The following is a 20,917-nucleotide window of genomic DNA, read 5'->3' as shown; positions in this document are numbered from 1 at the left end:
GCGGTGAGAAACTCTTCGTTGTGTTTCGAATCAGCGAGGATCTCATCAGAGTCCGGGCGGTGAGAAACTCTTCGTTGTGTTTCGAATCAGCGAGGATCTCATCAGAGTCCGGGCGGTGAGAAACTCTTCGTTGTGTTTCGAATCAGCGAGGATCTCATCAGAGTCCGGGCGGTGAGAAACTCCGAAGAAGATTTCACAATCTTCTTCTCGTATTCGTGGACTGATGTCCACTCATACTCTTAAATGAGTTTCGAACCGGCGGTCGGCCCGGGCTTGCACTCGAAGACCTCGGTGATCTTCACGATAATGAGCGACCGTGCAGGGAGTTCGGGCCGCTTCCGGTTGATGTCCGCCTTCATCTCCTCATACTCCTTGCCGCTGTTCTTGATCGAGGCCACGCCCTTGATCTGGAAACACCCCTTGATCTCCGGTCCCCAGATATAGAGGGCAACCTTCGGGTTGGTCCGGAGGTTCGTCATGCTCTTGTTCATGAAGTTGTCCGTGATCCAGATGGTCTCGTCATCGTGGAGGCTGACCATCGCGAGGGGGGCTACGTTCGGGGTGCCGTCCTTTGACGCGGTGGCAATGGGGAAGACTTTCATCTTCGAGAATGCCTCTTTCATGTCTGCGTTCAGCTTCACCATGGTACGTTCACCAGTTTTCCCCAAGGATTCACGATCCTATATAGTTTGTGTAATATGCGTGGCCATGGGAGCCGGGGGCCGGAGAGGCGGGCCGCTTCTGCGGTGAAGGAAGCCTGCACCCTGCATGCCGCAGGTTCAAATATCCCGGAAACGACCGGTGGGTGATGACCATGCAGGCAAACCCGATGGAAGTATTCCAGAAAGAAGCCCCCGAAGTTGCTGCCGCGTTCAACGGTCTCATCATGGCGCTCGTTGGATCGAAAGGTCTCGACCAGAAGACAAAACAGCTCATCTATATCGCGATTAAGGCCTCGATGGGCGACACGATGGCGGTTGCAGCCCATGTACCTATGGCAAAGGCAGCCGGGGCCACGAAGGAGGAAGTGGTGGATGCCATCCTCATGACCCTCACAGTGTCCGGGATACGGGGCGTTGTCACCTGCCTGCCGGGTGCAGTGGAGCAGTTTGAATAATCTCTCTTTTCCCCGACTATTTCCCGCATCGCTTCTCTTATCTCCTGTTGCGTTCCACTGATGAGTGTGATGCTGGAGCCCCCGGTCAAGAAGGTACTGTACTGGTGCGAAGAGTGCAACGTCCCGCTCATCGCAAAGAGCTGTGCCTGCGGCCGGGAGGGGAAGCGGATAGAGCTCCTCCAGCCCTACGAGCTCCGCCCCGCCCTCTCCGCTGACCATGCACTGATCCGGCGGCTCGTGCAGGAGCAGTTCGGCGACATTCCCGTGGCAAAGGTCCTCCTCCTGAACAAGACTGGCGGAGTTGACCGAGCCGATCTCGTGCTCATGCATGGGGAGCGGTTTGGCTGGCTCACCTTCGACCCCGTGAAGCGGAGGTTTGTCTTCGATCTCGCCCCCGAAGCGCTCCCTTTCATTATCCGGCATGCAACAAAGGGCGTGCTGGATCTGGGGGCCGTAACCGATATCCGGAAAGAGCAGGGCCGGATTGGCGGGAAACGCCTTGCCCTGACAAAGCCGTTCCCGAATGGGTCCGTGATCGTGAAGTACAAAGGGAAGTACGGGACGGGCGTGGTAAAAGACGGGTCAATCAAGGTAAAGGAGCTCGCTACAGTTGAGCCCCGCACCCGCCCGGACCCCGGCTGGGACGTGGTGATCGACAAGAACCGGTACCACCTCAAGAACCTGGAGCGGAACGCGGTCCGGGCGATAAAACACCACATGTCCGACCGTCCGACCGTGAATGTCTCATTCTCCGGTGGCAAGGACAGCACGGCCGTGCTCCACCTTGCCCGGAAGGCCGGGGTGGAGAAGGCTTTCTTCATCGATACCGGACTCGAATTCCCCGAGACGATCGCGTTCGTGAAGTCGCAGGGAGTCGAGATTGTCGGGGGTGCAGGCGACTTCTGGCAGGCCGTGGAGAAAGCCGGGCCACCGGGGAAGGACAACCGGTGGTGCTGCAAGTTCCAGAAGCTCCGGCCGCTCAAACTCTATCTCGCGAAGGTCGGCCCCTGCGTAACGATCCAGGGCAACCGGTGGTACGAGTCCTGGAACCGGGCGAGCCTTGAGGAGACGAGCCAGAATCCCGACAACCCGCTCCAGCTCAATGTCTCGCCCATCCGGAACTGGCGGGCACTCGAGGTCTTCCTCTACCTCTGGTGGCAGAAGGTTGAGATGAACCCGCTCTACGAACAGGGCATCGAACGGATCGGCTGCTTCCTCTGCCCGGCCATGCTGGAGAGCGAGTACGAGCAGATCCGGGTCACCCACCCGGAGTACGCGAAGCGCTGGGACGACTTCGTGGAACGATGGGCGGCAAAGAAAGGGATGCCGGAGGAGTACTGCCAGTGGGGTCTCTGGCGCTGGAGAGCGCTCCCGAAGAAGATGCGGGAACTCTGCCGGGAGAAGGGAATTGCGGTGAACGAGGACTTCACCCTGAAACAGACCGAACCCCGGAAGAGGGCTGATGAAATGGTTGATATCGGGAGAGAGAGAACGATGAAGGCAGCAATGCAGGAAAAACCTACGGATGACCTCGATGTTATTGGGATGAGAAAAGACTTCCCGCTCGTTTCCGAGGTCATATACTTCGACAATGCGGCAACAAGCCTCTCCCCGGAGCCGGTCATCCAGTCGCTTGTCGAGTTTGAGCGCAATTACCGGGCCAACGTGGGCCGTGGCGTCCACCGCCTCACCCAGATCGCGTCCCAGCGGTACTGGCACGCCCACGAGAAAGTGGCGGAGTTCATCGGCGCGAAAGGAGGCGTCACTGTCTTCACGAAAAGCTCTACCGAGTCGATCAACATGGTGGCGCAGGGGTTCCCCTGGAAAGCAGGCGACCGCGTGCTCACCACCGTTCTTGAGCACCACGCAAACCTCCTGCCCTGGTACCGGCTCAGGGACCGCGGAGTCGCAGTCGACTTTGCGGACATCAGGGACGATTACACGTTTGACCTTGCAGCATTCGAGTCCGCCATCACGGACAGGACCCGGCTTGTCGCCATCACCCACGCCTCGAACGTACTGGGCGTCATCACCCCCGTTCAGGAGATTGCGAAGATCTGCCATGACCACGGGGCCCTCCTCCTCGTGGACATGGCCCAGAGTGTCCCGCACCTGCCTGTCGACATCATGGCTCTCGGCTGCGACTTTGCGGCCTTCTCCGGCCATAAGATGCTCGGCCCCACGGGTACAGGCGTTCTCTGGATGAAGGAACCGGTCATTGAGCCGCTCCTTTTGGGTGGTGGGATCGTGGAGTCCGTCACGCGGTCGGGGTATACGCTTGTCGAAGGGTACCAGCGGTATGAGGCCGGGACGGGCAACATTGCCGGGGGGATCGGCCTTGGGGTTGCCGTCGACTACCTTACCCGGCTGGGAATGGATCGGGTGCGGAGGCACGAGCAGGCGCTCACCACGCGGGTGATTGACGGCCTCAAGAAGATCCCCCGTGTCACAGTCTATGCACCCGGCTCCCCCGACAACCGGGTAGGGGTAATATCGTTCACGGTCGAGGGGCTTCACCCCCACGAGGTGGCCCAGCGCCTTGACGAGACGGCGGACATCATGGTCCGGTCCGGCCACCACTGCTGCATGCCCCTCATGGACCGGCTGGGGCTGCCAAACGGGACCGTGCGGGCGAGCCTCGGGCTGTATAATACCGTTGAAGAAGCGGACCTCTTCCATGCAACGATGGAAGAGATTCTCCGGTAACTCCCGCCACGCAGATCTCTTTTTTGAGGATTATTCCTGTTCATCCCCGTGCCGGAATTATTTATCATGATTTAATATGTAGGAATCACCAAACATCTTCACGCAACCGGGCCCTGCGGCCCGTCCGGATGTGATATCCTATGAAAAAACAGCAGATCGCTGACATTTTCGCCCGTGTGAGGGAGAAACGCCCGCTTGTCCACCATATCACGAACTACGTGACGGTCAATGACTGCGCCAACATCACGCTCGCTGCCGGGGGTGCCCCGGTTATGGCCGATGCAGCAGATGAGGTAGCAGAAATGGCAGCGATAGCAAACGCACTTGTCCTCAACATCGGGACACTCAACAGGGTGCAGGTCGAGTCCATGGAACTGGCCGGCAGTATGGCAAACGAGCGGAAGATCCCGGTTATCCTCGATCCGGTAGGTGCCGGCGCAACGCAGTACCGGACAAAGACCGCACAACGGCTCCTCGACCGGCTCGATATCGCCGTCCTCAAGGGTAATGCCGGTGAGATTGGTGTGCTGGCCGGTGCCGAAGCAAACGTGCGGGGTGTGGACTCCCACGGCTTGTCCGGTGACCCTGTAACCATTGCACAGGAGTATGCGGGGGCAGCCGGCCTGACTGTTGCCATCAGCGGCGCAACGGATGTAATCACTGACGGGAAGCATACGCTGCTCGTGGAGAACGGCCACCCGATGATGGGTACTATCTCCGGAACAGGCTGCATGGCAGCATCCGTCACCGGAGTCTTTGCTGCGGAGTCAAAGGACCCGGTCCTTGCAGCGGCAGCAGCCTTTGCCGCTTTCGGCATTGCCGGCGAACGGTCTGCGGCATCGGCGCGGGGACCCGGCAGTTTCAAGAAAGGGCTCTTCGATGAGCTTGCCAACCTCACCCCGGAAGACCTTGCACGGGCAGCAAGGATGAAAACTGTATAACTGTCCCATGAAACTCGACTTGTACGTCATCACGGATGAAGGCCTTGCCGGCGGCCTCACGCACAGCGAGATCGCACGGCGGGCGGTTCTTGGTGGTGCTAACGTCATCCAGCTCCGGGATAAAATCCTCCCCCCCCGCGAGCTCGTCCGGATTGGCTGCGAGATCCGGGAGATCGCGAGAAAGGCCGGGGCTCTATTCATTGTCAACGATCGGCTGGACATCGCCCTTGCCTGCGAGGCTGAGGGGGTCCATATCGGCCAGGATGACATGGAGTGCGGCACAGCACGCCAGCTCACCCCACCCGGCTTTATCATCGGTGTGTCGGTAGGGTCCGTTGACGAAGCCCTTGCCGCAGAACAGCAGGGTGCGGATTATGTTGCCGTCAGCCCGGTCTTCTCCACCGGCTCAAAAGCCGATGCGGGCCCGGGGTATGGGCTTGCCACCGTACGGGAGATCCGCGCAGTTGTCAGCATCCCGGTCATCGCCATCGGGGGGATCGGACCGGCCAATGCTGCCGACGTCATTGGAGCAGGGGCGGACGGGATCGCGGTCATCTCTTCGGTTGTCTCGCAGCCTGATATCACGGCAGCAGCACGCAGGCTTTCTGCGATCATTGCCACAGCAAAACGCGCAGGGAGGGGAACGCCATGACGGGTGGTACCGCACCGCGTTTTGTCCTGCACGAGCATTTTGCCCGGCACCACCACTTCGACTTCCGGCTGGAGCATGACGGCGTGCTTGCCAGCTGGGCAGTGCCCAAAGGGCTGCCGGAGAAGGCCGGTGAACGGCGGCTGGCGATCGCTGTCGAAGATCATCCCCTCGACTATATCGGGTTTGAGGGAACGATCCCGGAAGGTGACTACGGGGCAGGAGAGGTGAAGATCGCCGATACCGGGACGTACGAACCTCTCGAATGGGGGCCCGGGCGCATCGAAATTCTCTTAAGCGGCAGCCGGTTTACCGGAAAATACGTTCTCATCCGGTTTGCGAAAGCCGGAGAAAAAGAGTGGCTTGTCCTTCGTGCAAAAGAGTAATCCCTACGGAACCTGGACAGTCAGTGTATTCCCGGGAGGCGGATCCGGAGACAGGGGCAACTTATAAGAAATTCCGCACTCCATCTTCAACAGAAGAATTGTGTGCAGGTCCGAAGCGATATGAACACCGTGTCACCACGAAACACCCTCTGGCTCTCCGTTACGGGGCTTTTAACCCTGGGGATCATCCTCATATCGATATACTCCTTAAAAAACGGCTTTACCGAGATCTTCCCGTACTTCTACATCCTCCCCATCCTGATGATTGCCTGGTGCTGCCCCCGCTATGCGGTGTATTTCACCGTTGTCCTCGGCTGGGTATTCCTCGGCATCGTGTACCTGTACGGCCCGGCCAGCATCCAGTTGTACGCAGCAAGCATGGCATTCTTCTATATCTTCGTCTCGCTCGGCGTGGTCCTTGCCGCCTACTCCACGCAGGTTGTCCAGGAGAGGAAATACCGCGAGATTTTTGAGAGCTCGCAGGCTGGCATCCTGACGATCAGCCGCGAGACGCGGAAGATTTTGGCTGCCAACAGCAAGGCCGCATTCATCCTCGGGTACACCTCAGACGAACTCACGGGACTCGACTTTGGCGACCTCTGGTTCGATTCCAAACAGGAGGTTGCTGCCATCAAGAAGATCCGCGACGAAGGGACGATAGCGGAGATGGAGGTCGCACTGCGGAAGAAGGACCGCACCGTTATCTGGGTGCTTATCTCGGCAGCCGTCAGCAAGGAGGGATTTACGGTGCTCTCCTTCATGGATATCACGGAAGGCAAGCGGATGAAGGACGAACTGATCGAGTCCGAGCTCCGCTACCGCACCCTTTTTGATGGGGCAAGCGACGCGATCATCCTTCACGATATTGACGGGAGGATCTTCGAGGCCAATATTATCGCAAGCCGCTATCTCGGGTACACGAAAAAGGAGTTCATGAACAGGAGCCTCTACGATCTCTCCGTTGTCCCTGGCACCATGCTCCCTTCTGAGGAGGTAAAACAGTTCACGGCGCGGGGCCATATCCTCTTCGAGTCGGAACTCAGAAAGAAGGATGGCAGCGCGATGAAAGTCGAGATCAGCAGCCGTGTCACCGAGTATTTCGGGATGCCTGCCGTCATGAGCACGATCCGCGACCTCTCGGAACGCAAGCGAGCCTGAGATCGTATGCAGGTGGGAGAAGTTTCCCTGCCTTCAAAGGTGTGGCGGCTGGTTCTGGATTACGGGAAGGAAGCGATTCTCGGGCTCGCCCTGTACCTCCTCCTCTGTGCCTTTGTCTTCTTCTGCGGGTTCATGACAGCTCTGGGCAACGAGACTTCATGGTCCGGCGCGATCCTCCGGGCAGTCGAAGCGTTCTTTATTGTCGCAAATCCCCTGTGGGGAATCCCGGTATCCATGCTCCTGGGCGCTCTTGTTGCCGGCCGGAGATGAAACACGCTGAAAAAACACGGTGAAGCGCCATTTCCCGGAGAAAGACCCGCTGGTGGATGGAACACTCTGAAAAAAAACGAAGCCGCCGGAGGGACTTGAACCCTCGACCTGCTGATTACGAATCAGCCGCTATACCGCTAAGCCACGGCGGCGCAATACCTCACAATATCGGCTTTGGCGTTAATAAAAATATGTGTGGATTACGAGTAACCGGAGAGCGTCGTGACATTCTGCTGTGCTGGCTGCTCCTTGGGCGCGATTGTGCCGAACTTGGACTCGTAATCGGCAACGCTCTTTGAGAGGACCGCAACAAGGTTCTTCGCGTGCGAGGGTGTGATGGAGACGATGGCCTTTGCCCGCGCCTGGTTCACCTGCGGGAGCTGGTGGAGGAAGAGGAAGGTGAACTCGTCGTCTTTGTACGCAACCTGGATCATGTTGCTGTACACGGGGTCGAGCGTGGGCGGGATATTAACGGATATTTCCTGGGATGCCATGCAACCAGTATTTCTTCTGAAAGATTATCCGTCTTTTCCTGTCAGGATGTCCCACAACTATCTTCTTCTCTCCTTCCCACATGGTAGTGAGAGGAATTACCCTGGCAGCCCATACCGACTACTGCACAATCTCCGACCTGGTACGGGTGCATGCCTGCCCGGTCCGGTATTATTACGAGCGGCACGAGACTCTCGCGGAATCGGACCGCTATGCTGTCTGCAAACAGCTGTCCTACCACCTGGGAACCCCGCTTGAGGCCGATACCATCTGGCAGGAGGTTACCGCGGTCCGCCCGGGTATCGACTCATCCTTAAGGGAATTGCTGGACATCAGCATTGCTGCCTGCAACAAGACTGTGTGGAAGCCTGCATCGGAGACCGATGTAAGGGTAGTCTCCGATATCCAGAAAATGGCCGGCATGATCGATCGCATCGACGGCGAGGGCACGTTCTCCATCATCCGGGCATCGGGTGCCCTGCCGTTTGGTGCCTATGCCGCCGACCGCCTCCGGGTTGCTGCCATTGCGCTCTGCCTTGAGGAGATGACCGGATCGGAAGTGAAAGGAGGGAATATCGAATACATTCCCGATGGCGTCTCCCGTTTCCACGAGGTCCAGCCCCGTGACCGCCGGATGGTGATCGCAACGTTGAGGAAATTGCGGGAGATCCGCGAGGGTGCAATGCCGCAGCACCCGCTCAACGCCCCCTGCAACCGCTGCCGGCACCAGGAGAAGTGCGAGAGCAGCGTGGGAAAGCGGCTGTCGGAATTGTTGTAAGGGCGGTTATTCCGGTTCCCTGCCGCACTCTGAACAGCGGTAGTGGTGGATATCGATGGTCCCGCCACAGGCTTTGCAGCTCCAGCGTTCCCGCTCGCTCCTGACAAATGATCGGATGCCGTCCCGTTTGATGGCATCCAGGTTCTCGATCATGCTCATGTGGTATTTTGTCCGGTACCGTTTGTCCAGCTGTTTCAGCCGCCTGCATGGAAATGCACCGCAGGAATGGTTGTATCTTCCCGGTACCTGATCGCAGGAGGAGATGGTGCAGTTGATGCTGCACAGGCGGTCCGGGGCGTAACACCCGCCGCAGCGGTTCTTCTCCCTCAGGAACGTCATGCAGATTGCACAGTTCATGCCGCAGGGTGCAATGAGCGTTGTCCTGAAGGGGGATTTCCCGGTCATATCCGTGTATAAGGCATGAACGGAAAAAAACCTGGCGGGTGGCAGAGCCAGGGGGGTTCTGCAGCAGGGCAGAAATACAGCTGGTGGTGCACCGGAAAAGAAGTACACCGCCCGACCCCCTGCACCCTTGCTTTACGGCAGTGCGATTTTTCTCTCGTGAAGTAGTGCAATTTTTGTCAGGATATCAAAGGGAGATGGGGGGGTCGGACGGTGTACTCATCAGTAATCTCAAACGCAGGAGGCGTGCATCTTCCTGTTTTTCCGACGACAAATGGATCCATGCTCCGGTTTGTGGCTCAAAAGAAGTACACCGCCCGACCCCCTCTTATCCACATGTTCGTCACTTTCACCCTCCCCCTTCCTCCCGCTTAAATCGGGAATGGGTGCAACCATACGGATCCTGAAAAGAAAGGAAGTGAAGCAGATGACAGCACACCGTATCGAGACTGGTACAAGAGAAGGCGATGCACTGGGATTCACCGAAGACCTCTTCTCCGGCTGGCTGGAGATGGAAGCGGGCAACAGGCTCATCCTCCACTACATCATCTCCCGGCACAAAAACGAGGGAAACACGCAGGCGCTGATCCGCCAGTGGCTGGCCGGCGGGTACGATGTGAGCGTGGTCATGCCCCGCCCGGTCATGCAGCATATCCTGCGGAAGTTCCGGTTCGTTCCCGGAACTGTGCGGTTCCCTCACCAATACGAGGACGCGGTGGAGATCTGGCACCGTGCCGGTATTAAGGAAAGGCCGGGGGAACAGGAAATCCGGAGAAGTTGCGCCGTAAGCGGGTAACGAAGGCCTGCCGGCAGATGCACGTTCCCGGATACCCTTTTTTAGGATTCGAGCAGTGTTTTCGAGACGATATATTCCCCGCGTGCCTCGCGGGTGGTTCCCACGACAAGCCACTGCTCGCTGCCGTGCTCTTCGAGAACACCGCAGGCCTCAATTTTCTCCCCGTTAAGCGCCTGCCCGCTGTACGTGTGGGTGAACGAGAGGACCCGCGAGACCGATTCGTGCTCCACCTTGTATACCGCGGGATTGTCAAAGGCGAGCGAGGCGTCAATTACCTTAGCTTCGATGGTTGCTTTTCCCAGCACCGTCCCCCGGCCGGATGGGGCGCTCTTCATCTCATCGTAGGATCGCGTGTACAGGATATCGAAGTACGTGCCTTCGATCTGTCCCCGGTTCCATTTCCGTTGTTCGTGGAGGACAAAGGAATCGTAGGGAATCTCGGGTTTGCGCTTCTCGTATACCTTGCGCCACATGGCTTCCGAGAGCCCCTCGATGGTACCCGCACGGATTCCCTGGCGGACCAGTGCCTGCGCATCAAACCAGTTCTTGCCGTACACCACCATGTCGATATCCGAACTCTCGTTTTCCAGCTCGCAGAGGAGCGATCCGGTGCAGCCGACCGTTCCCTTTGGCTGGGCAAAGAGGGTGACAAGTTTTTTCACCCTTGGATGAGTTGCGGCAATCCTGTCAATCTCCTGGTCGGGTTTGAGGACACGCTTTACATCTTCGTAGGGGACACGATGGAGGAGCCCCGCGTATTCCGGCTTGTGCTGCGCGATGTGGGCATATGCCTCCTCAAAGTCGTACTTGGTATAACGGCGCCCGGATGGGTGGACGCGTGCGCCGTTCTCCTCGGGAACGTACCGGAGCACGCAGCCGATCCGGTCAGAGTTGTCGTATGTGGAGACCGCATAAAGCCAGCCATCCCCGTCCTCGATAAAATCACGCAGGCGGACGGGCAGCATACAGGATCACCGGGATCGCAGGAACGATGCGATTCTATCGATATCCGCCCCGCTCCGGATAATTTCCCTCTTCTCCAGGTCGACCACCGTACTTGGGGTTCCGGGCAGCCTTCCCCCATCAATGAGCAGCTCGTGGGGGATGGTGCATTCATCCGGTGTCTGCGGGTCCTTTGCCCCGTGGAGGTTGGCGCTCGTTGCCGTGATCGGGCCGTCGAATGCTCCGATGAGCTGCAGGGCAAGCGGGTGGGCCGGCATCCGGATGCCGATCCTGCCGGTCCCCCCGGTCAGGACTTCGGGCACGCAGTTGCGTGCAGGGAGGACAACGGTCACCGGCCCGGGAAGGAAGGTATCGAAGAAGTTGTCCATCCAGGGCTCTGTGCGGGCGACCGCTCCCAGCATATCCCGGTCGGAGACGGCGATCGAGACCGGCATTGCGACCGGGCGTTTCTTTGCTTCGTATACCTTCCTGATAGCTTCTTCGGAGAATGCATCGGCCCCAAGGCCATACACCGTCTCGGTGGGGTAGACCACAAGACCGTCATGCATCAGGACAGAGACCGCCTTCCTGATGATCTCCATACTCAGAATTCCCGTCCCTTGACACGGTTGATATCGAAGACTGCCTTGGAACTGACATGCATGACGGCAAAGACCCCTGCCTGGATGGGATCGGTCACCACAAGGTCGGCATGCTCCGGCACGGTTCCTGCCATCCTGAGTGCGATGACTGGTATACCGGCATCGCGGACACGGTCAACGGCCTTTGAGATCTCACCGCCCATGATCGATCCCGCGAGGACAAGGATGGTGGCACGGGGCAGGCGTGCGACCGCGTCCACGGCAAGGGCGAGGGTCCGTTCCCCGACAAGGGGGATCGTGTCCACCGAGATCCGCTCTCCCCGTATGTTGTGCCGGTCTGCCTCGTTCACGGCGCCGAGGGCGACCTGTGCAACCTGCGCCCCGCCACCGATAATAATCACGCGCGACCCGAAGATATGCCCGAAGGGCTGGTATGCCCTGACGTCCTTGACCGAGTCGATATCGTTTAAGTCCCTGAGGAGCTGCTCATGATCGCCGGTCTCGTAGTTATCATACTCAAAATAGAGCTCCGCCATGCCGCTGTACGGGCCGGATTCGAAGACCTCCTGGTTGATCATGACGATATTTCCGTCATGGTTGGCTACCACGGTTGCGATATCCCGCAGGACGCCCCTGCGGTTCTCTGCAATGATCCGGATTGCCGATCGTTCAGGTTCAGGCTCCATAGGACTGATGCGATAACCGGGGATCGAACCCGGGTTAGAAGCTTGGGAAGCTCCTGTCCTACCGCTAGACTATTATCGCACGCGTTGCTGCTCTCAATTATTGGGTGAGTTTAACATAAATATATCCCGGTTGTACGCGGGTTCGTATTATAACCGCGGAAAACACATTATTACGTTATAAGACCGCTCTCCTGGTGGCAGGTTCCCTGTCCAGGGGGAAGAATTAAACAAAGGAAGTGTATTATGCGCCTGCGAATCCTGACCCTGATCCTGATGGCCAGCCTGCTCGCCCTTACATGCGCTCCTGCGCAGGGGGCAAACAACGGCCCGGTTACCGTTCTCTACCAGAACTCGTTCTCGAGCAATCCCCAGTGGGTAACCAACAACCCCTCCCTGGATTACTGGGACCCCGGGCTCCAGATGTTCCATTTTGCCATCGAGCCCAGCACCGGTGCCTATGCCTACACGCTGGTCGAAGGCTACGACAAGCAGCCGTTCACGCTGGAATATGATCTGATCCTCAACAAGGTGGATGAGGGAACCACGTTCCGGCTCGGTTTCTCGGGGGAAGCTATGAACCCGGAGGTTGGCCCCAATGTCCTCACCGAGTTTACCAATGCAAAATACGGCCAGATCATGTGGCTCCGGCTGGTCACTCCCGGCAACAAGCTGATGAAGGTCAACAGTGAGTCGGGAGATACGCAGAGTAGCGGCAGCATCGCTTACAAGGGCCCGACGGTTAACTACGAGTTGAACAAGACCTACCGGGTCACGGTGGACTACAACAAGGACCAGCGGGTCCTTACGATGAAGGTGAACGAGAAGACGAGCGGGAAAGAGATCTGGGGGTATTACCTCAACACGGTCGAGGACCTGAGCGGGATGGATCGTATCTACCTCGGTTCGATCGGGGACTACGGCATGATGCACCGGTACGCGGAAGGATATCTCGATAATGTCCGGCTCACCGTTCCAGCAGAAGTTGAGGAAACAACTGCCGCTGCCGCGGTAACAACGGTCCCCCGTACCCCAACGACACGGCCGACCGCGATAAAGACAACTGTCCAGCAGACCCCGCTTCCAACAACCACTCCCCAGGAGTCCCCGGTGCCTTTACCGGTAACTGTCTTCGCCATTGGTATTGCAGCGACCTGCATGGCGCTGTACCTGAACAAGCGGAAATAATCTCTCCTTTGTTTTTACCATCGCCCTTGGAGAATTCCGGGCCGGACCTGTTTTTTGTGTTTGCGCAGGATATCAGCAGCATACACTTGTTAAAAAAGGGTATGGTGGATGGGGTGTGTATGATCTCCCGAAGAAACACGTGTTCTCCGGTCCTCTGGAGTGTATACTGCATTTTGCCGGGTTATGACGGCAGCATGGGGCGATAGTGGTGCTGTTACCTGTTTTTGGGGCCGTGTGACGCGGACCCTTCAGGACGTGCTGGTATGGTCAACATTCGTTCCGGTGCGTGGCATGGTTGATCCGGGGCCATCTCATGATCTCATGGGTATCGTATGACCGTATGCCACCGTTCCTGTGCCCTTGATCGGGAGATTTGTTGTGCCGCTTGTCATACCCGTTCCGGTACCGATTGTTCCCTGCGGGGAACCCGGGACCAGGACACCGCTGCCGCAGTCTTCATCGGGAAGCGCTGCTGAAGCCGGGGACGAGATCAGCCCAACCGAGAGCAGGATGAGGGACAGTCCGATCATGATGATGCCGGTGTTCATGAAGTGGTCTCCTTTGGTTCTGGATGGGTCGGTGACACGCCGAATCAGCTTCGTGCATCACCTGATCATCCTGTTTTTCGGGTATGCTGATAAATACCGAGAATTCCCGGGGTTTGTTGGTGTAACCCTGTGGTTACAGCTATTAACCCAAATGGTGTAATTATGAAGAGAACCATAAGGAGAAAATATAAACAGTCATACCCTTATCTTCCGGTAACCAAGACAAGGGGTATATCCCCTGGTGGAGCATTATGGACCCTGCTGACAAATCCCCCACACTCATTGTTCACGAGGATTCCGACTCGCTTGAGGAGCTATCGGAATACCTGGATGTGCTCTCGAGCAGCGCCCGGCTGCGGATTCTGAAGTTCCTGGAAAGGAAACCGCGCGATGCCCGCTCCATCTCCAAGGAGATCGAGACAAGCTACGAGAACACGAAGAAGCACCTTGACAAGCTGCTGAGCATCGGCGTGATCAAAAAAGAAGCAGGACTCGGTGCCCCGACTTCGAAAGGGATCCACCCGGTCTGGGAGTATTCCCTGGTTCCCGGGGGGCTTGAAGCCATCATCCGGAACCTCGGGCTCTTCTCCAATACCCGGGTCCAGGTGGTGGGAAGCGAGATCGCGCGCCGGCTTGACGAGGTGAAAGGCACCCTTTCAAAGGAAGTGCTGGGAAATGCCCCGGCAGCCATTGTGCTCGGCGGCCCCGATGATAAAAAGGTGTTCCTGCTGAAGGGAGAGAGTGTCGCTGTTGGCAGGAATGACCCGGAGAATGCAGCGTCGTTTCGGCCGGAACGGGACATTGTCCTTGCCGATAACTATTCTGCGGTCACCCGGGTCTCCCGCCCCCACGCGAAATTCACCCGCGACAAGAGCGGGTGGTATATCGAGGACTGCGGCAGCACCGGTGGCACCCAGCTGAACAACCACAAACTGGAGAAAGGTGTCAAAAACGCACTCCATGACAGCGATCTCATTGAGCTGGCAAAAGGCATATCCGGTGTCAGGCTCGTCGTTATCCTTCCCGGGGCGCAATGAATTGCGTGTGAAAAAGGACGCACCTATAAAAACTATCCCCACCAGTACGAATAAGAGAGAGGCTTTTCCCTTCCCCATGACCCCGACCCCGTGCTTTCGTATCCTCGTGATTCTCACGCTTATCGCCATGCTTATCTGCCTGCCGGCTGCAGCTGCCGATCATACGGTTGCGCCCAGTGGAGCCGAGTTCTCCACGATCAAGGATGCCGTTGACTGGGCGGTTGGCGGCGATACGATCAGGGTTATGAGCGGGACGTACACGGATCCTGTGAAGATTGACAAGAAACTGACCCTGATCGGGGTTGACAGCGGGGGCGGCGCCCCGGTCATCGCAACGCAGCCGGCATCAAATGGCATTGAGATCCACGCGGACGGTTGTTCTGTGTCGGGATTTGCCATCATGGGAAGCGCCGGTGCGAGCGGTATCCGCGTCTCCTCGAACAGCAACTTTATCCGGCAGAATACTATCAGGGACAACGGCGAGGGGATAACGCTCGTCTCGTCCGACAAGAACTCAATAGTCGGCAATACTATCACGGGTAACAACCGGGCAGGAATTTCTCTTAAAGCATCGAGCAGCAACACCTTCGATGGCAACACCCTGGAGGACAATGCAATCGGGATGATCATGGATGCTGAATCGCGGTCCAACACCGTCTCCCGCAACACGTTCTTCAACACCCAGAATGTTGTCTCGAAGAGTCCCAGTTCCTTGTGGAGCAGCCCCTCCGCCTACCAGTATACTTACCTCGGAACGACTGCAAAGAGCCGGATGGGCAATTACTGGAACGATTACCGCGGGAAGGACGCGAACGGTGACGGTATCGGGGATATCCCCTACCCGACGCAGACCAGTGCTGCTCCCGCTGGCGGGAACGATCCATATTCCGCCGACGACTTTCCCCTGATGGACCCGGTTGGGTATTATACTTCGGTGAGTGCCGATCCAACTCCTGCCGGCCCGGGCATCACGACATCCCCGTCTCCGGTCACTACCCGGATTCCGGTAACGGCAGGCCCGGCACAAACGGCTCTGCAGTCCCCCCTGCCGACCCAGCCATCAGTCCCGGGCACTACCGTTAGTCCAGGGATCGGAGAGGGGTCCGTACGGATCCTGCAGAACATCCCCCTGACCGCGGTTGTCCTCATTGCCATCGGCCTTGTGCTTGCCGGTATCGGGATTTATCTCTTCGTTTTCCGCTCGTCCGAGGAGGTGTCCCTTCCCGAATCCCTTGCCCCGGTTACAACGCGGGCAGCGTCCGTGCTGAAGGGAGCCGTGGACAAGACATGGGGGCTTGTCACGCGGCCCGCGGAGACGGTAGCGGACTCAGGCGAAGAGACACGGGCTTCGCCTCTCCCCGCGGCAACGGACCAGAAGAACTACTTCCCCCGGGAACTGGAGAACAAGTATACCGATATCTCGTTCATCGGGCGGGGGGGAATAGCCTGGGTCTTCTCGGCATACCGGAAGACAGACGGGGTCCGGGTTGCCGTGAAGATCCCGATCAGTTTCGACGAGGTGACCGGGAAGTGCTTCTTAAACGAGATCGCTGCCTGGGAGACCCTCAGGCACCCAAACATCGTCGAGGTATCTGCGGTGAACATCCTGCCGGTCCCGTACGTGGAGATGGAGTTTGTCCCGGGATCGCTTGAGGCGCTGGAAAAACCCCTCCCTGTCTGGAAGGCGGTCCGTCTCATCACCGGCGTCACGGAAGGGCTCCGGTACGCCCATGACCACGGGTTCATCCACCGCGACATCAAGCCCCACAACATCCTGCTTAACGATGAACTCGTGCCGAAGATCACCGACTGGGGGATGAGCAAGGTGCTTGCTGCCGATGTCAAGAAATCGAGCGTTGCCGGCTTCTCCCTCTCCTATGCAGCCCCGGAACAGGTCTCCCCCTCCGAATTCGGCAGGACGGACGAGCGGACGGACATTTATCAGCTCGGAGTTGTTTTTTACGAGCTCGTCACCGGGTCAATCCCCTTTGGAGGGGAGAGCATTGTCGAAGTCGGGAATGCGATCCTTCGTGATTCCCCGATCCCACCCTCCGAGTATAATCCCGATGCAGAAACAGTAGAGAAGATTGTCCTGAGATGCCTGGAGAAGGACCCGGCGGGACGCTACCAGTCGGCAGAGGAACTGCTTGCAGCACTTAAAGGGTACCTTGACGAGGATGACGGATGAGCGGGATTCCCCCGGTGAATGACCATGAACGACTCAGGGAAGACATTTGAACCTGCAACCTGCCGCCACTGCGATGGCGAGGGCTGCCTGTACTGCAACAAGACCGGGACCGTCCTTGTCACAGCCCCAAAGACCCTCTGCGGGCACTGCGAGGGAGTCGGCTGCATCTATTGCGGATTCACCGGGTGGGCCGGGCCCAAGAGCCGCTGCGATTGACGTTTTTTACCGGAACTTCCCTTCCACTCTTCTCGGGATAACGCACTCTTCATACCGCTTGGCAAAATAGCGGTCGGTCATCCCGGCAATGAAGTCCCGCACGAGTTCCGGTGGTGTCGCTGTTTTCAGGTAGCGTTTGTTTGTCCACCGTGTGTTGATGAAGTCCGTGTAGATCATTGCCGTTCTGTCCTCCTGTTCCAGTGATTCGAGGCAGGAGGAAAAGAGGGTGAAGTACATCCGCTGGATCTTTCTCCGTTCCGCAGTCAGCTTCGGGTTATCATAGATATGCTGCCGCGAGAAGACCCTAAGGGCGATCAGCGCCTGTTCCACATCATGGCTGTACAAGATGAATCCCTTCTCTTCCGCATCGCTGTTTTCGAGAAGGTCGTAGATCAGGGTGTTGATGATCTCCCGGTTCGTGCTGCCGAGCACATCTTTTGCCTGCGCAGGAATTGCGGTCCGGTCATCGATGAGCCCCACGTCCCGGGCGTCCTGCAAATCCCTGCCAATGTAAGCAATCGTATCGGCGAACTTCACCACGCAGCCTTCAAGCGTCATAGGAGGCCGTGAACGTCTTCCATCGGCATTCTCCTGGACCTTCCGGTCGAATGCTGCCCAGCCGAAGAGAGGTTCGGGTGCGATCCGGATGTCGTCGGCTTCGCCATTATGGCAGAGGATGCCGTCAAGGACCTGCATGGTCAGGTCGCAGTCCTCGATCTGGTCTAGGAACCTGACGCTCTGGACATTATGGGAGAACCTGCCAATCCCGTGCTGTTCGCAGAGGGCGGAGAGGCAGCTCTCCCCGAAATGGCCGTAGGGGATGTGGCCGATATCGTGCCCGAGGGCTATTGCTTCGATCAGATCCTCGTTGAGCCGGAGCGAACGGCCGATCGTACGGGCAATCTTCGATACAAGCTGGACATGGATGACCCGGTGTGTGATATGGTCGTTGTCCACAAGATAGAAGACCTGCGTCTTGTCGATGTAGCGGGTATAGGCGCGGGTGTGGATGATCCGGTCGGCATCGCGGGAATACGGGGTACGGATGTCTTCCGGCTCCCGGTCATAGCGGCGTACGGCATCTGCGCTGGTCGTAGCCAGGGACGAGAGGAGCGCCTCCCTCTTCATGGTAAGGGCCCTTACAGCGGATGCATGTTCCGGGTCGGGAACACGTTTCCGCGCCGGTCTCTTCATAAAATTCCGTTTGCGCGGGGAGGTGTTAAGGATGGCGAAACGGGCAGGTACAGAATGCCCCCATCCCTGGGACCGCGCTACCGGGTGGTTGTTCCGATGATTTATCCCGTATTCCGGGGCTCTTTACCCAGATGCAACCGCAGCGGTCTCCCCGTACTGGAGGACATGTCCTTTCAGTGCCGCGACCAGCGCATGCTTGTCCGCTCCGGGTGGGAGCTCCAGCATCGTGTCCAGAACATACACCCGGAACTGGTACCGGATCATGGTCCCCGGGGCGGGGCAGGGGCCGGTATACCCGGTCGTACCATGGTCCGTTATCCCCTGCACGGCGGGCACTGGTGCTGTCACGATCTCCCCGGTGGGGATGCCTTCCGGGATCACCGGGATCGGCGGGAGGTTCCAGCATATCCATGGCGTAAAGGAACAGCAGGACTTCTCGAAGGGATTGAAGACCATCACGGCAACCGAGACCGCCGCAGGGGAGATTTTCTTCAGGTGGATCCGGGGCGAGAGGTTCCCGCCCTCGCATGTGTGCGATGGGGGGAACTCCAGGAAGTCCAGGGACACGATGAGAGGGTCCATAGGGAAAGATGAGCGGACTCCCTGCATCAATATTTCTCCAGCAGCATTCCCGGCAGGCTTTTAATAACGGGGAGATGATGCATCAGTACATGGCAGGCACGATACAGACTGGAACAAACCTGGAACTGCACCCTGTCGGGATTATCCGCTCGCCCTACCGGAAGCGGGGAGACGCTCCCCGGCAGGGCAGGCTCGCTGACACGGAATCAACGATTGAGATCCTCCCTGCATATGCTGAAGCATTGCAGGACATTGAGAAGAATGCGCACCTCATTGCCCTGTACTGGTTTGACCGCTCGGACCGGACGCTCCTGAAGGCAACCCCTCCTGGCTCCGGGGTTGAGCATGGTGTCTTTGCCGCCCGTTCACCCGAGCGGCCAAATCCCATCGGGTTTGCCGTTGTGGATCTTCTCCGCCGCGAAGGTAATTGGCTCACAGTTCGCGGGCTGGATGCGTTTGACGGGACGCCGCTTTTGGATCTCAAACCCTACTATTCTGATCTTGACTGCATCAGTGAATAAGAGAGTCGTATTTGCCTGCATCGATCTTCCATCTTTATTGTCTCGTGCGCGAAACCTGTATGATTGCTTACTGATCCCAGGAGTCAATTCATGGCAAAGAAATCTCTACCCAGTACCCCGGCAAAACCGGCGGACGAGGAATGCAAGCAGGAATGCTCCAGCTGCGCTACTGCCTCGTCCTGCCCGTCTGCAAAGAAGGGGCCGGCCGGTCTCCCCCCGAAAGTTGAGATGGACGTAAAGCACGTCATCATGGTCCTCTCCGGCAAGGGAGGTGTCGGGAAATCAACAGTCTCCGTCAACCTCGCGTACGCGCTCTCGAACCATGGCAGGAGGGTCGGGATCCTCGACCTGGATATGCATGGCCCCAACATCCCCAAGATGCTCGGGATCGAAGAGCACAAGCTCTCGACCATGGACAACAAGATCGAGCCGGTCCGCGTTACCGGCAAGCTCTCGGTCATCTCGATGGCTTTCCTGCTTCCTGATACCAGCACCCCCATCATCTGGCGAGGCCCGATGAAAATGGCAGCCATCCAGCAGTTCCTCTCGGATGTCAACTGGGGCCCGCTCGATTATCTCGTTGTCGATCTCCCGCCGGGCACGGGAGACGAAGCCCTGACCATTGCCCAGCTTGCCCCCAATGTCCGCGGCGCCGTCATCGTCACCACCCCGCAGGACGTTGCAACGCTCGATGCACGGAAGTCCGCAAAATTCATCGAGAAGCTCGGGCTCCCGGTCATCGGTGTCGTTGAGAACATGAGCGGGCTTGTCTGCCCCCATTGCGGCGAGCAGATCGAGCTCTTCGGGAAAGGCGGCGGAAAGAAGATCGCCGAGGAACTCGCGGTACCCTATCTTGGTGCCATCCCCCTTGACATCGAGATGCGGAAAGCCGGGGACGAGGGCCGCCCGTTCATCATCCGGCGTGCGGATAATCCCACGTGGAAGAGCGTGGACGCCGTCATGGAAGAACTCATCAAGGTTGTCGAGGGATAGGTAATGGACTACCAGCGGATTCTTGCAGGAAAGGAGAAACCAATTCCCCTCTACAAGGCAGTTGCTACCGCCCTTGAGAACCCGCGTTCGTTTCCCGATCTTGTGGAACCCATTTACCGGGAGGCGATGACCCTTGACGATGAGACCCTTGACCGGTTCCGGTTCTCGCTCATGCGCCTCCAGATCTATGCCGATGTCCACCGCAACGAGGACCTCGAACAGGCAATGCATATCCGGTACGTTGCGCAGGTCATCGAGAAAGTGGTCTTCGGCTCGCTCATCATGGAACCAACCGAACCGCTTGCGGACTGAACCGGGCTTTTTTAGTCCCGACCACCACGTTTTTATCGGAGTAAATATCCCGTGGTGATACCCTTATCAGCACACCCGTCAAATAGTGTAGTATACCCTTTATTGGATACGAACGCCCGTTTCGGGTGCCCTGTTGAATACCCATATCCGATACCCGGAGCATCTATGACATCACGCATGCAGTCCCCGCACACGACCTGTCCGGGGTGCCAGGAA

At 58.0% G+C, this 20,917-nt stretch carries 25 protein-coding genes and 2 tRNA genes; 16 read left to right on the top strand and 11 right to left on the bottom strand.

All coding sequences use genetic code 11. The features are described from left to right. Positions 1-239 precede the first annotated feature (239 nt). Positions 240-644 (bottom strand): pyridoxamine 5'-phosphate oxidase family protein, encoded by a 405-nt coding sequence (locus PHF39_RS12055; RefSeq protein WP_300224447.1) that lies wholly within the window; start codon positions 642-644, stop codon positions 240-242. Positions 645-808: 164 nt separating this feature from the next. Here PHF39_RS12055 and PHF39_RS12050 point away from each other — a divergent pair, with 164 nt between their 5' ends. From PHF39_RS12050 to PHF39_RS12020, 7 genes are all read left to right on the top strand, one after another. Beyond that, the gene (locus PHF39_RS12050; RefSeq protein ID WP_300224445.1) at positions 809-1,117 is read left to right on the top strand and encodes a carboxymuconolactone decarboxylase family protein; all 309 of its coding nucleotides are present in this window, start codon (positions 809-811) and stop codon (positions 1,115-1,117) included. A gap of 69 nt (positions 1,118-1,186) precedes the next feature. Next, entirely contained in the window at positions 1,187-3,823 is a 2,637-nt protein-coding gene (locus PHF39_RS12045; protein WP_300224471.1) for an aminotransferase class V-fold PLP-dependent enzyme, read from the top strand. A 140-nt stretch (positions 3,824-3,963) separates the two neighbouring features. Continuing rightward, positions 3,964-4,764: a hydroxyethylthiazole kinase gene (thiM, locus tag PHF39_RS12040; protein WP_300224443.1), complete on the top strand. Its 801-nt coding sequence runs from the start codon at positions 3,964-3,966 to the stop codon at positions 4,762-4,764. Between the two features lie 7 nt (positions 4,765-4,771). Continuing rightward, a complete protein-coding gene (gene thiE, locus PHF39_RS12035; RefSeq protein ID WP_300224441.1) occupies positions 4,772-5,416 on the top strand; it encodes a thiamine phosphate synthase in 645 nt (214 codons plus the stop codon). Further along, on the top strand, positions 5,413-5,799 hold the full coding sequence (locus PHF39_RS12030; protein WP_300224439.1) for a DNA polymerase ligase N-terminal domain-containing protein: 387 nt from the start codon (positions 5,413-5,415) through the stop codon (positions 5,797-5,799). Before thiE ends, PHF39_RS12030 begins: the two co-directional genes overlap by 4 nt. A gap of 120 nt (positions 5,800-5,919) precedes the next feature. Next, positions 5,920-6,957 carry a PAS domain S-box protein gene (locus PHF39_RS12025; RefSeq protein ID WP_300224437.1) on the top strand — a complete coding sequence of 346 codons (1,038 nt, stop codon included), beginning with the start codon at positions 5,920-5,922 and terminating at the stop codon, positions 6,955-6,957. 6 nt (positions 6,958-6,963) lie between these two features. After that, complete coding sequence (locus PHF39_RS12020) at positions 6,964-7,227, top strand: hypothetical protein (protein ID WP_300224435.1); 264 nt, start codon at positions 6,964-6,966, stop codon at positions 7,225-7,227. A gap of 80 nt (positions 7,228-7,307) precedes the next feature. Here PHF39_RS12020 and PHF39_RS12015 read toward each other — a convergent pair. Together PHF39_RS12015 and PHF39_RS12010 are read right to left on the bottom strand one after the other, a co-directional pair. Next, positions 7,308-7,379: transfer RNA gene (locus tag PHF39_RS12015), tRNA-Thr, on the bottom strand. 48 nt (positions 7,380-7,427) lie between these two features. Continuing rightward, positions 7,428-7,721: a DUF3467 domain-containing protein gene (locus tag PHF39_RS12010; RefSeq protein ID WP_015284982.1), complete on the bottom strand. Its 294-nt coding sequence runs from the start codon at positions 7,719-7,721 to the stop codon at positions 7,428-7,430. Between the two features lie 80 nt (positions 7,722-7,801). Here PHF39_RS12010 and PHF39_RS12005 point away from each other — a divergent pair, with 80 nt between their 5' ends. Next, positions 7,802-8,497 carry a Dna2/Cas4 domain-containing protein gene (locus tag PHF39_RS12005; RefSeq protein WP_300224433.1) on the top strand — a complete coding sequence of 232 codons (696 nt, stop codon included), beginning with the start codon at positions 7,802-7,804 and terminating at the stop codon, positions 8,495-8,497. A 6-nt stretch (positions 8,498-8,503) separates the two neighbouring features. On the opposite strand, the gene PHF39_RS12000 is transcribed toward PHF39_RS12005, so the two are convergent. Beyond that, positions 8,504-8,902, bottom strand: a complete 399-nt coding sequence (locus PHF39_RS12000) for a DUF3795 domain-containing protein (protein WP_300224431.1) — start codon at positions 8,900-8,902, stop codon at positions 8,504-8,506. 424 nt (positions 8,903-9,326) lie between these two features. On the opposite strand from PHF39_RS12000, the gene PHF39_RS11995 reads away from it, so the two are divergent. Then, positions 9,327-9,695: a hypothetical protein gene (locus PHF39_RS11995; protein ID WP_300224429.1), complete on the top strand. Its 369-nt coding sequence runs from the start codon at positions 9,327-9,329 to the stop codon at positions 9,693-9,695. Positions 9,696-9,736: 41 nt separating this feature from the next. Here PHF39_RS11995 and PHF39_RS11990 read toward each other — a convergent pair whose 3' ends face one another. The 4 genes from PHF39_RS11990 to PHF39_RS11975 all read right to left on the bottom strand — a co-directional run bounded on the left by PHF39_RS11990 (position 9,737) and on the right by PHF39_RS11975 (position 12,004). Further along, positions 9,737-10,660, bottom strand: a complete 924-nt coding sequence (locus tag PHF39_RS11990; protein WP_300224427.1) for a DNA polymerase subunit beta — start codon at positions 10,658-10,660, stop codon at positions 9,737-9,739. Positions 10,661-10,666: 6 nt separating this feature from the next. Next, positions 10,667-11,239 (bottom strand): L-threonylcarbamoyladenylate synthase, encoded by a 573-nt coding sequence (locus tag PHF39_RS11985; protein WP_300224425.1) that lies wholly within the window; start codon positions 11,237-11,239, stop codon positions 10,667-10,669. 2 nt (positions 11,240-11,241) lie between these two features. Next, positions 11,242-11,925 (bottom strand): DUF5612 domain-containing protein, encoded by a 684-nt coding sequence (locus PHF39_RS11980; RefSeq protein WP_300224423.1) that lies wholly within the window; start codon positions 11,923-11,925, stop codon positions 11,242-11,244. 8 nt (positions 11,926-11,933) lie between these two features. Then, positions 11,934-12,004, bottom strand: a tRNA-Gly gene (locus PHF39_RS11975). 164 nt (positions 12,005-12,168) lie between these two features. On the opposite strand from PHF39_RS11975, the gene PHF39_RS11970 reads away from it, so the two are divergent. Beyond that, the gene (locus PHF39_RS11970; protein WP_300224421.1) at positions 12,169-13,110 is read left to right on the top strand and encodes a hypothetical protein; all 942 of its coding nucleotides are present in this window, start codon (positions 12,169-12,171) and stop codon (positions 13,108-13,110) included. A gap of 311 nt (positions 13,111-13,421) precedes the next feature. Here PHF39_RS11970 and PHF39_RS11965 read toward each other — a convergent pair whose 3' ends face one another. Continuing rightward, positions 13,422-13,658 carry a hypothetical protein gene (locus PHF39_RS11965; RefSeq protein ID WP_300224419.1) on the bottom strand — a complete coding sequence of 79 codons (237 nt, stop codon included), beginning with the start codon at positions 13,656-13,658 and terminating at the stop codon, positions 13,422-13,424. A gap of 251 nt (positions 13,659-13,909) precedes the next feature. On the opposite strand from PHF39_RS11965, the gene PHF39_RS11960 reads away from it, so the two are divergent. The 3 genes from PHF39_RS11960 to PHF39_RS11950 all read left to right on the top strand — a co-directional run bounded on the left by PHF39_RS11960 (position 13,910) and on the right by PHF39_RS11950 (position 17,099). Further along, entirely contained in the window at positions 13,910-14,695 is a 786-nt protein-coding gene (locus PHF39_RS11960) for an FHA domain-containing protein (protein ID WP_300224417.1), read from the top strand. Positions 14,696-14,771: 76 nt separating this feature from the next. After that, complete coding sequence (locus tag PHF39_RS11955) at positions 14,772-16,883, top strand: protein kinase (RefSeq protein ID WP_300224415.1); 2,112 nt, start codon at positions 14,772-14,774, stop codon at positions 16,881-16,883. A 24-nt stretch (positions 16,884-16,907) separates the two neighbouring features. Beyond that, complete coding sequence (locus PHF39_RS11950; protein WP_300224413.1) at positions 16,908-17,099, top strand: hypothetical protein; 192 nt, start codon at positions 16,908-16,910, stop codon at positions 17,097-17,099. 6 nt (positions 17,100-17,105) lie between these two features. On the opposite strand, the gene PHF39_RS11945 is transcribed toward PHF39_RS11950, so the two are convergent. Together PHF39_RS11945 and PHF39_RS11940 are read right to left on the bottom strand one after the other, a co-directional pair. Then, a complete protein-coding gene (locus PHF39_RS11945; protein ID WP_300224411.1) occupies positions 17,106-18,293 on the bottom strand; it encodes an HD domain-containing protein in 1,188 nt (395 codons plus the stop codon). Between the two features lie 123 nt (positions 18,294-18,416). Beyond that, a complete protein-coding gene (locus tag PHF39_RS11940) occupies positions 18,417-18,875 on the bottom strand; it encodes a YbhB/YbcL family Raf kinase inhibitor-like protein (protein WP_300224409.1) in 459 nt (152 codons plus the stop codon). 89 nt (positions 18,876-18,964) lie between these two features. On the opposite strand from PHF39_RS11940, the gene tsaA reads away from it, so the two are divergent. The 3 genes from tsaA (at position 18,965) to PHF39_RS11925 (ending at position 20,701) form a co-directional block, all read left to right on the top strand. Next, positions 18,965-19,396, top strand: a complete 432-nt coding sequence (tsaA, locus tag PHF39_RS11935) for a tRNA (N6-threonylcarbamoyladenosine(37)-N6)-methyltransferase TrmO (protein WP_300224407.1) — start codon at positions 18,965-18,967, stop codon at positions 19,394-19,396. Between the two features lie 90 nt (positions 19,397-19,486). Then, entirely contained in the window at positions 19,487-20,389 is a 903-nt protein-coding gene (locus tag PHF39_RS11930) for an Mrp/NBP35 family ATP-binding protein (RefSeq protein WP_300224405.1), read from the top strand. 3 nt (positions 20,390-20,392) lie between these two features. After that, positions 20,393-20,701, top strand: coding sequence for a hypothetical protein (locus tag PHF39_RS11925; protein WP_300224403.1), 309 nt, complete (start codon positions 20,393-20,395; stop codon positions 20,699-20,701). Positions 20,702-20,917: the final 216 nt, after the last annotated feature.

Origin of the sequence: Methanoregula sp. (genome assembly GCF_028712425.1) — an archaeon.
In the GTDB taxonomy this organism is placed as follows: domain Archaea; phylum Halobacteriota; class Methanomicrobia; order Methanomicrobiales; family Methanospirillaceae; genus Methanoregula.
This window is presented reverse-complemented; position numbering and strand designations above follow the sequence as displayed.

Excerpts from the sequence above, each read along its gene's own strand:
- PHF39_RS11940 (WP_300224409.1), bottom strand. The coding sequence starts at position 18,875 with ATGGACCCTCTCATCGTGTCCCTGGACTTCCTGGAGTTCCCCCCATCG.
- PHF39_RS11950 (WP_300224413.1), top strand. The coding sequence starts at position 16,908 with ATGAACGACTCAGGGAAGACATTTGAACCTGCAACCTGCCGCCACTGC.
- PHF39_RS12045 (WP_300224471.1), top strand. The coding sequence starts at position 1,187 with ATGCTGGAGCCCCCGGTCAAGAAGGTACTGTACTGGTGCGAAGAGTGC.
- PHF39_RS11970 (WP_300224421.1), top strand. The coding sequence starts at position 12,169 with ATGCGCCTGCGAATCCTGACCCTGATCCTGATGGCCAGCCTGCTCGCC.
- thiE (WP_300224441.1), top strand. The coding sequence starts at position 4,772 with ATGAAACTCGACTTGTACGTCATCACGGATGAAGGCCTTGCCGGCGGC.
- PHF39_RS11960 (WP_300224417.1), top strand. The coding sequence starts at position 13,910 with ATGGACCCTGCTGACAAATCCCCCACACTCATTGTTCACGAGGATTCC.
- PHF39_RS11945 (WP_300224411.1), bottom strand. The coding sequence starts at position 18,293 with ATGAAGAGACCGGCGCGGAAACGTGTTCCCGACCCGGAACATGCATCC.
- PHF39_RS12010 (WP_015284982.1), bottom strand. The coding sequence starts at position 7,721 with ATGGCATCCCAGGAAATATCCGTTAATATCCCGCCCACGCTCGACCCC.
- PHF39_RS11990 (WP_300224427.1), bottom strand. The coding sequence starts at position 10,660 with ATGCTGCCCGTCCGCCTGCGTGATTTTATCGAGGACGGGGATGGCTGG.
- PHF39_RS12050 (WP_300224445.1), top strand. The coding sequence starts at position 809 with ATGACCATGCAGGCAAACCCGATGGAAGTATTCCAGAAAGAAGCCCCC.
- thiM (WP_300224443.1), top strand. The coding sequence starts at position 3,964 with ATGAAAAAACAGCAGATCGCTGACATTTTCGCCCGTGTGAGGGAGAAA.
- PHF39_RS11930 (WP_300224405.1), top strand. The coding sequence starts at position 19,487 with ATGGCAAAGAAATCTCTACCCAGTACCCCGGCAAAACCGGCGGACGAG.
- PHF39_RS11980 (WP_300224423.1), bottom strand. The coding sequence starts at position 11,925 with ATGGAGCCTGAACCTGAACGATCGGCAATCCGGATCATTGCAGAGAAC.
- PHF39_RS12000 (WP_300224431.1), bottom strand. The coding sequence starts at position 8,902 with ATGACCGGGAAATCCCCCTTCAGGACAACGCTCATTGCACCCTGCGGC.
- PHF39_RS12030 (WP_300224439.1), top strand. The coding sequence starts at position 5,413 with ATGACGGGTGGTACCGCACCGCGTTTTGTCCTGCACGAGCATTTTGCC.
- PHF39_RS11995 (WP_300224429.1), top strand. The coding sequence starts at position 9,327 with ATGACAGCACACCGTATCGAGACTGGTACAAGAGAAGGCGATGCACTG.
- PHF39_RS12005 (WP_300224433.1), top strand. The coding sequence starts at position 7,802 with ATGGTAGTGAGAGGAATTACCCTGGCAGCCCATACCGACTACTGCACA.
- tsaA (WP_300224407.1), top strand. The coding sequence starts at position 18,965 with ATGGCAGGCACGATACAGACTGGAACAAACCTGGAACTGCACCCTGTC.
- PHF39_RS11985 (WP_300224425.1), bottom strand. The coding sequence starts at position 11,239 with ATGGAGATCATCAGGAAGGCGGTCTCTGTCCTGATGCATGACGGTCTT.
- PHF39_RS12020 (WP_300224435.1), top strand. The coding sequence starts at position 6,964 with ATGCAGGTGGGAGAAGTTTCCCTGCCTTCAAAGGTGTGGCGGCTGGTT.
- PHF39_RS12025 (WP_300224437.1), top strand. The coding sequence starts at position 5,920 with ATGAACACCGTGTCACCACGAAACACCCTCTGGCTCTCCGTTACGGGG.
- PHF39_RS11925 (WP_300224403.1), top strand. The coding sequence starts at position 20,393 with ATGGACTACCAGCGGATTCTTGCAGGAAAGGAGAAACCAATTCCCCTC.
- PHF39_RS11955 (WP_300224415.1), top strand. The coding sequence starts at position 14,772 with ATGACCCCGACCCCGTGCTTTCGTATCCTCGTGATTCTCACGCTTATC.
- PHF39_RS11965 (WP_300224419.1), bottom strand. The coding sequence starts at position 13,658 with ATGAACACCGGCATCATCATGATCGGACTGTCCCTCATCCTGCTCTCG.
- PHF39_RS12055 (WP_300224447.1), bottom strand. The coding sequence starts at position 644 with ATGGTGAAGCTGAACGCAGACATGAAAGAGGCATTCTCGAAGATGAAA.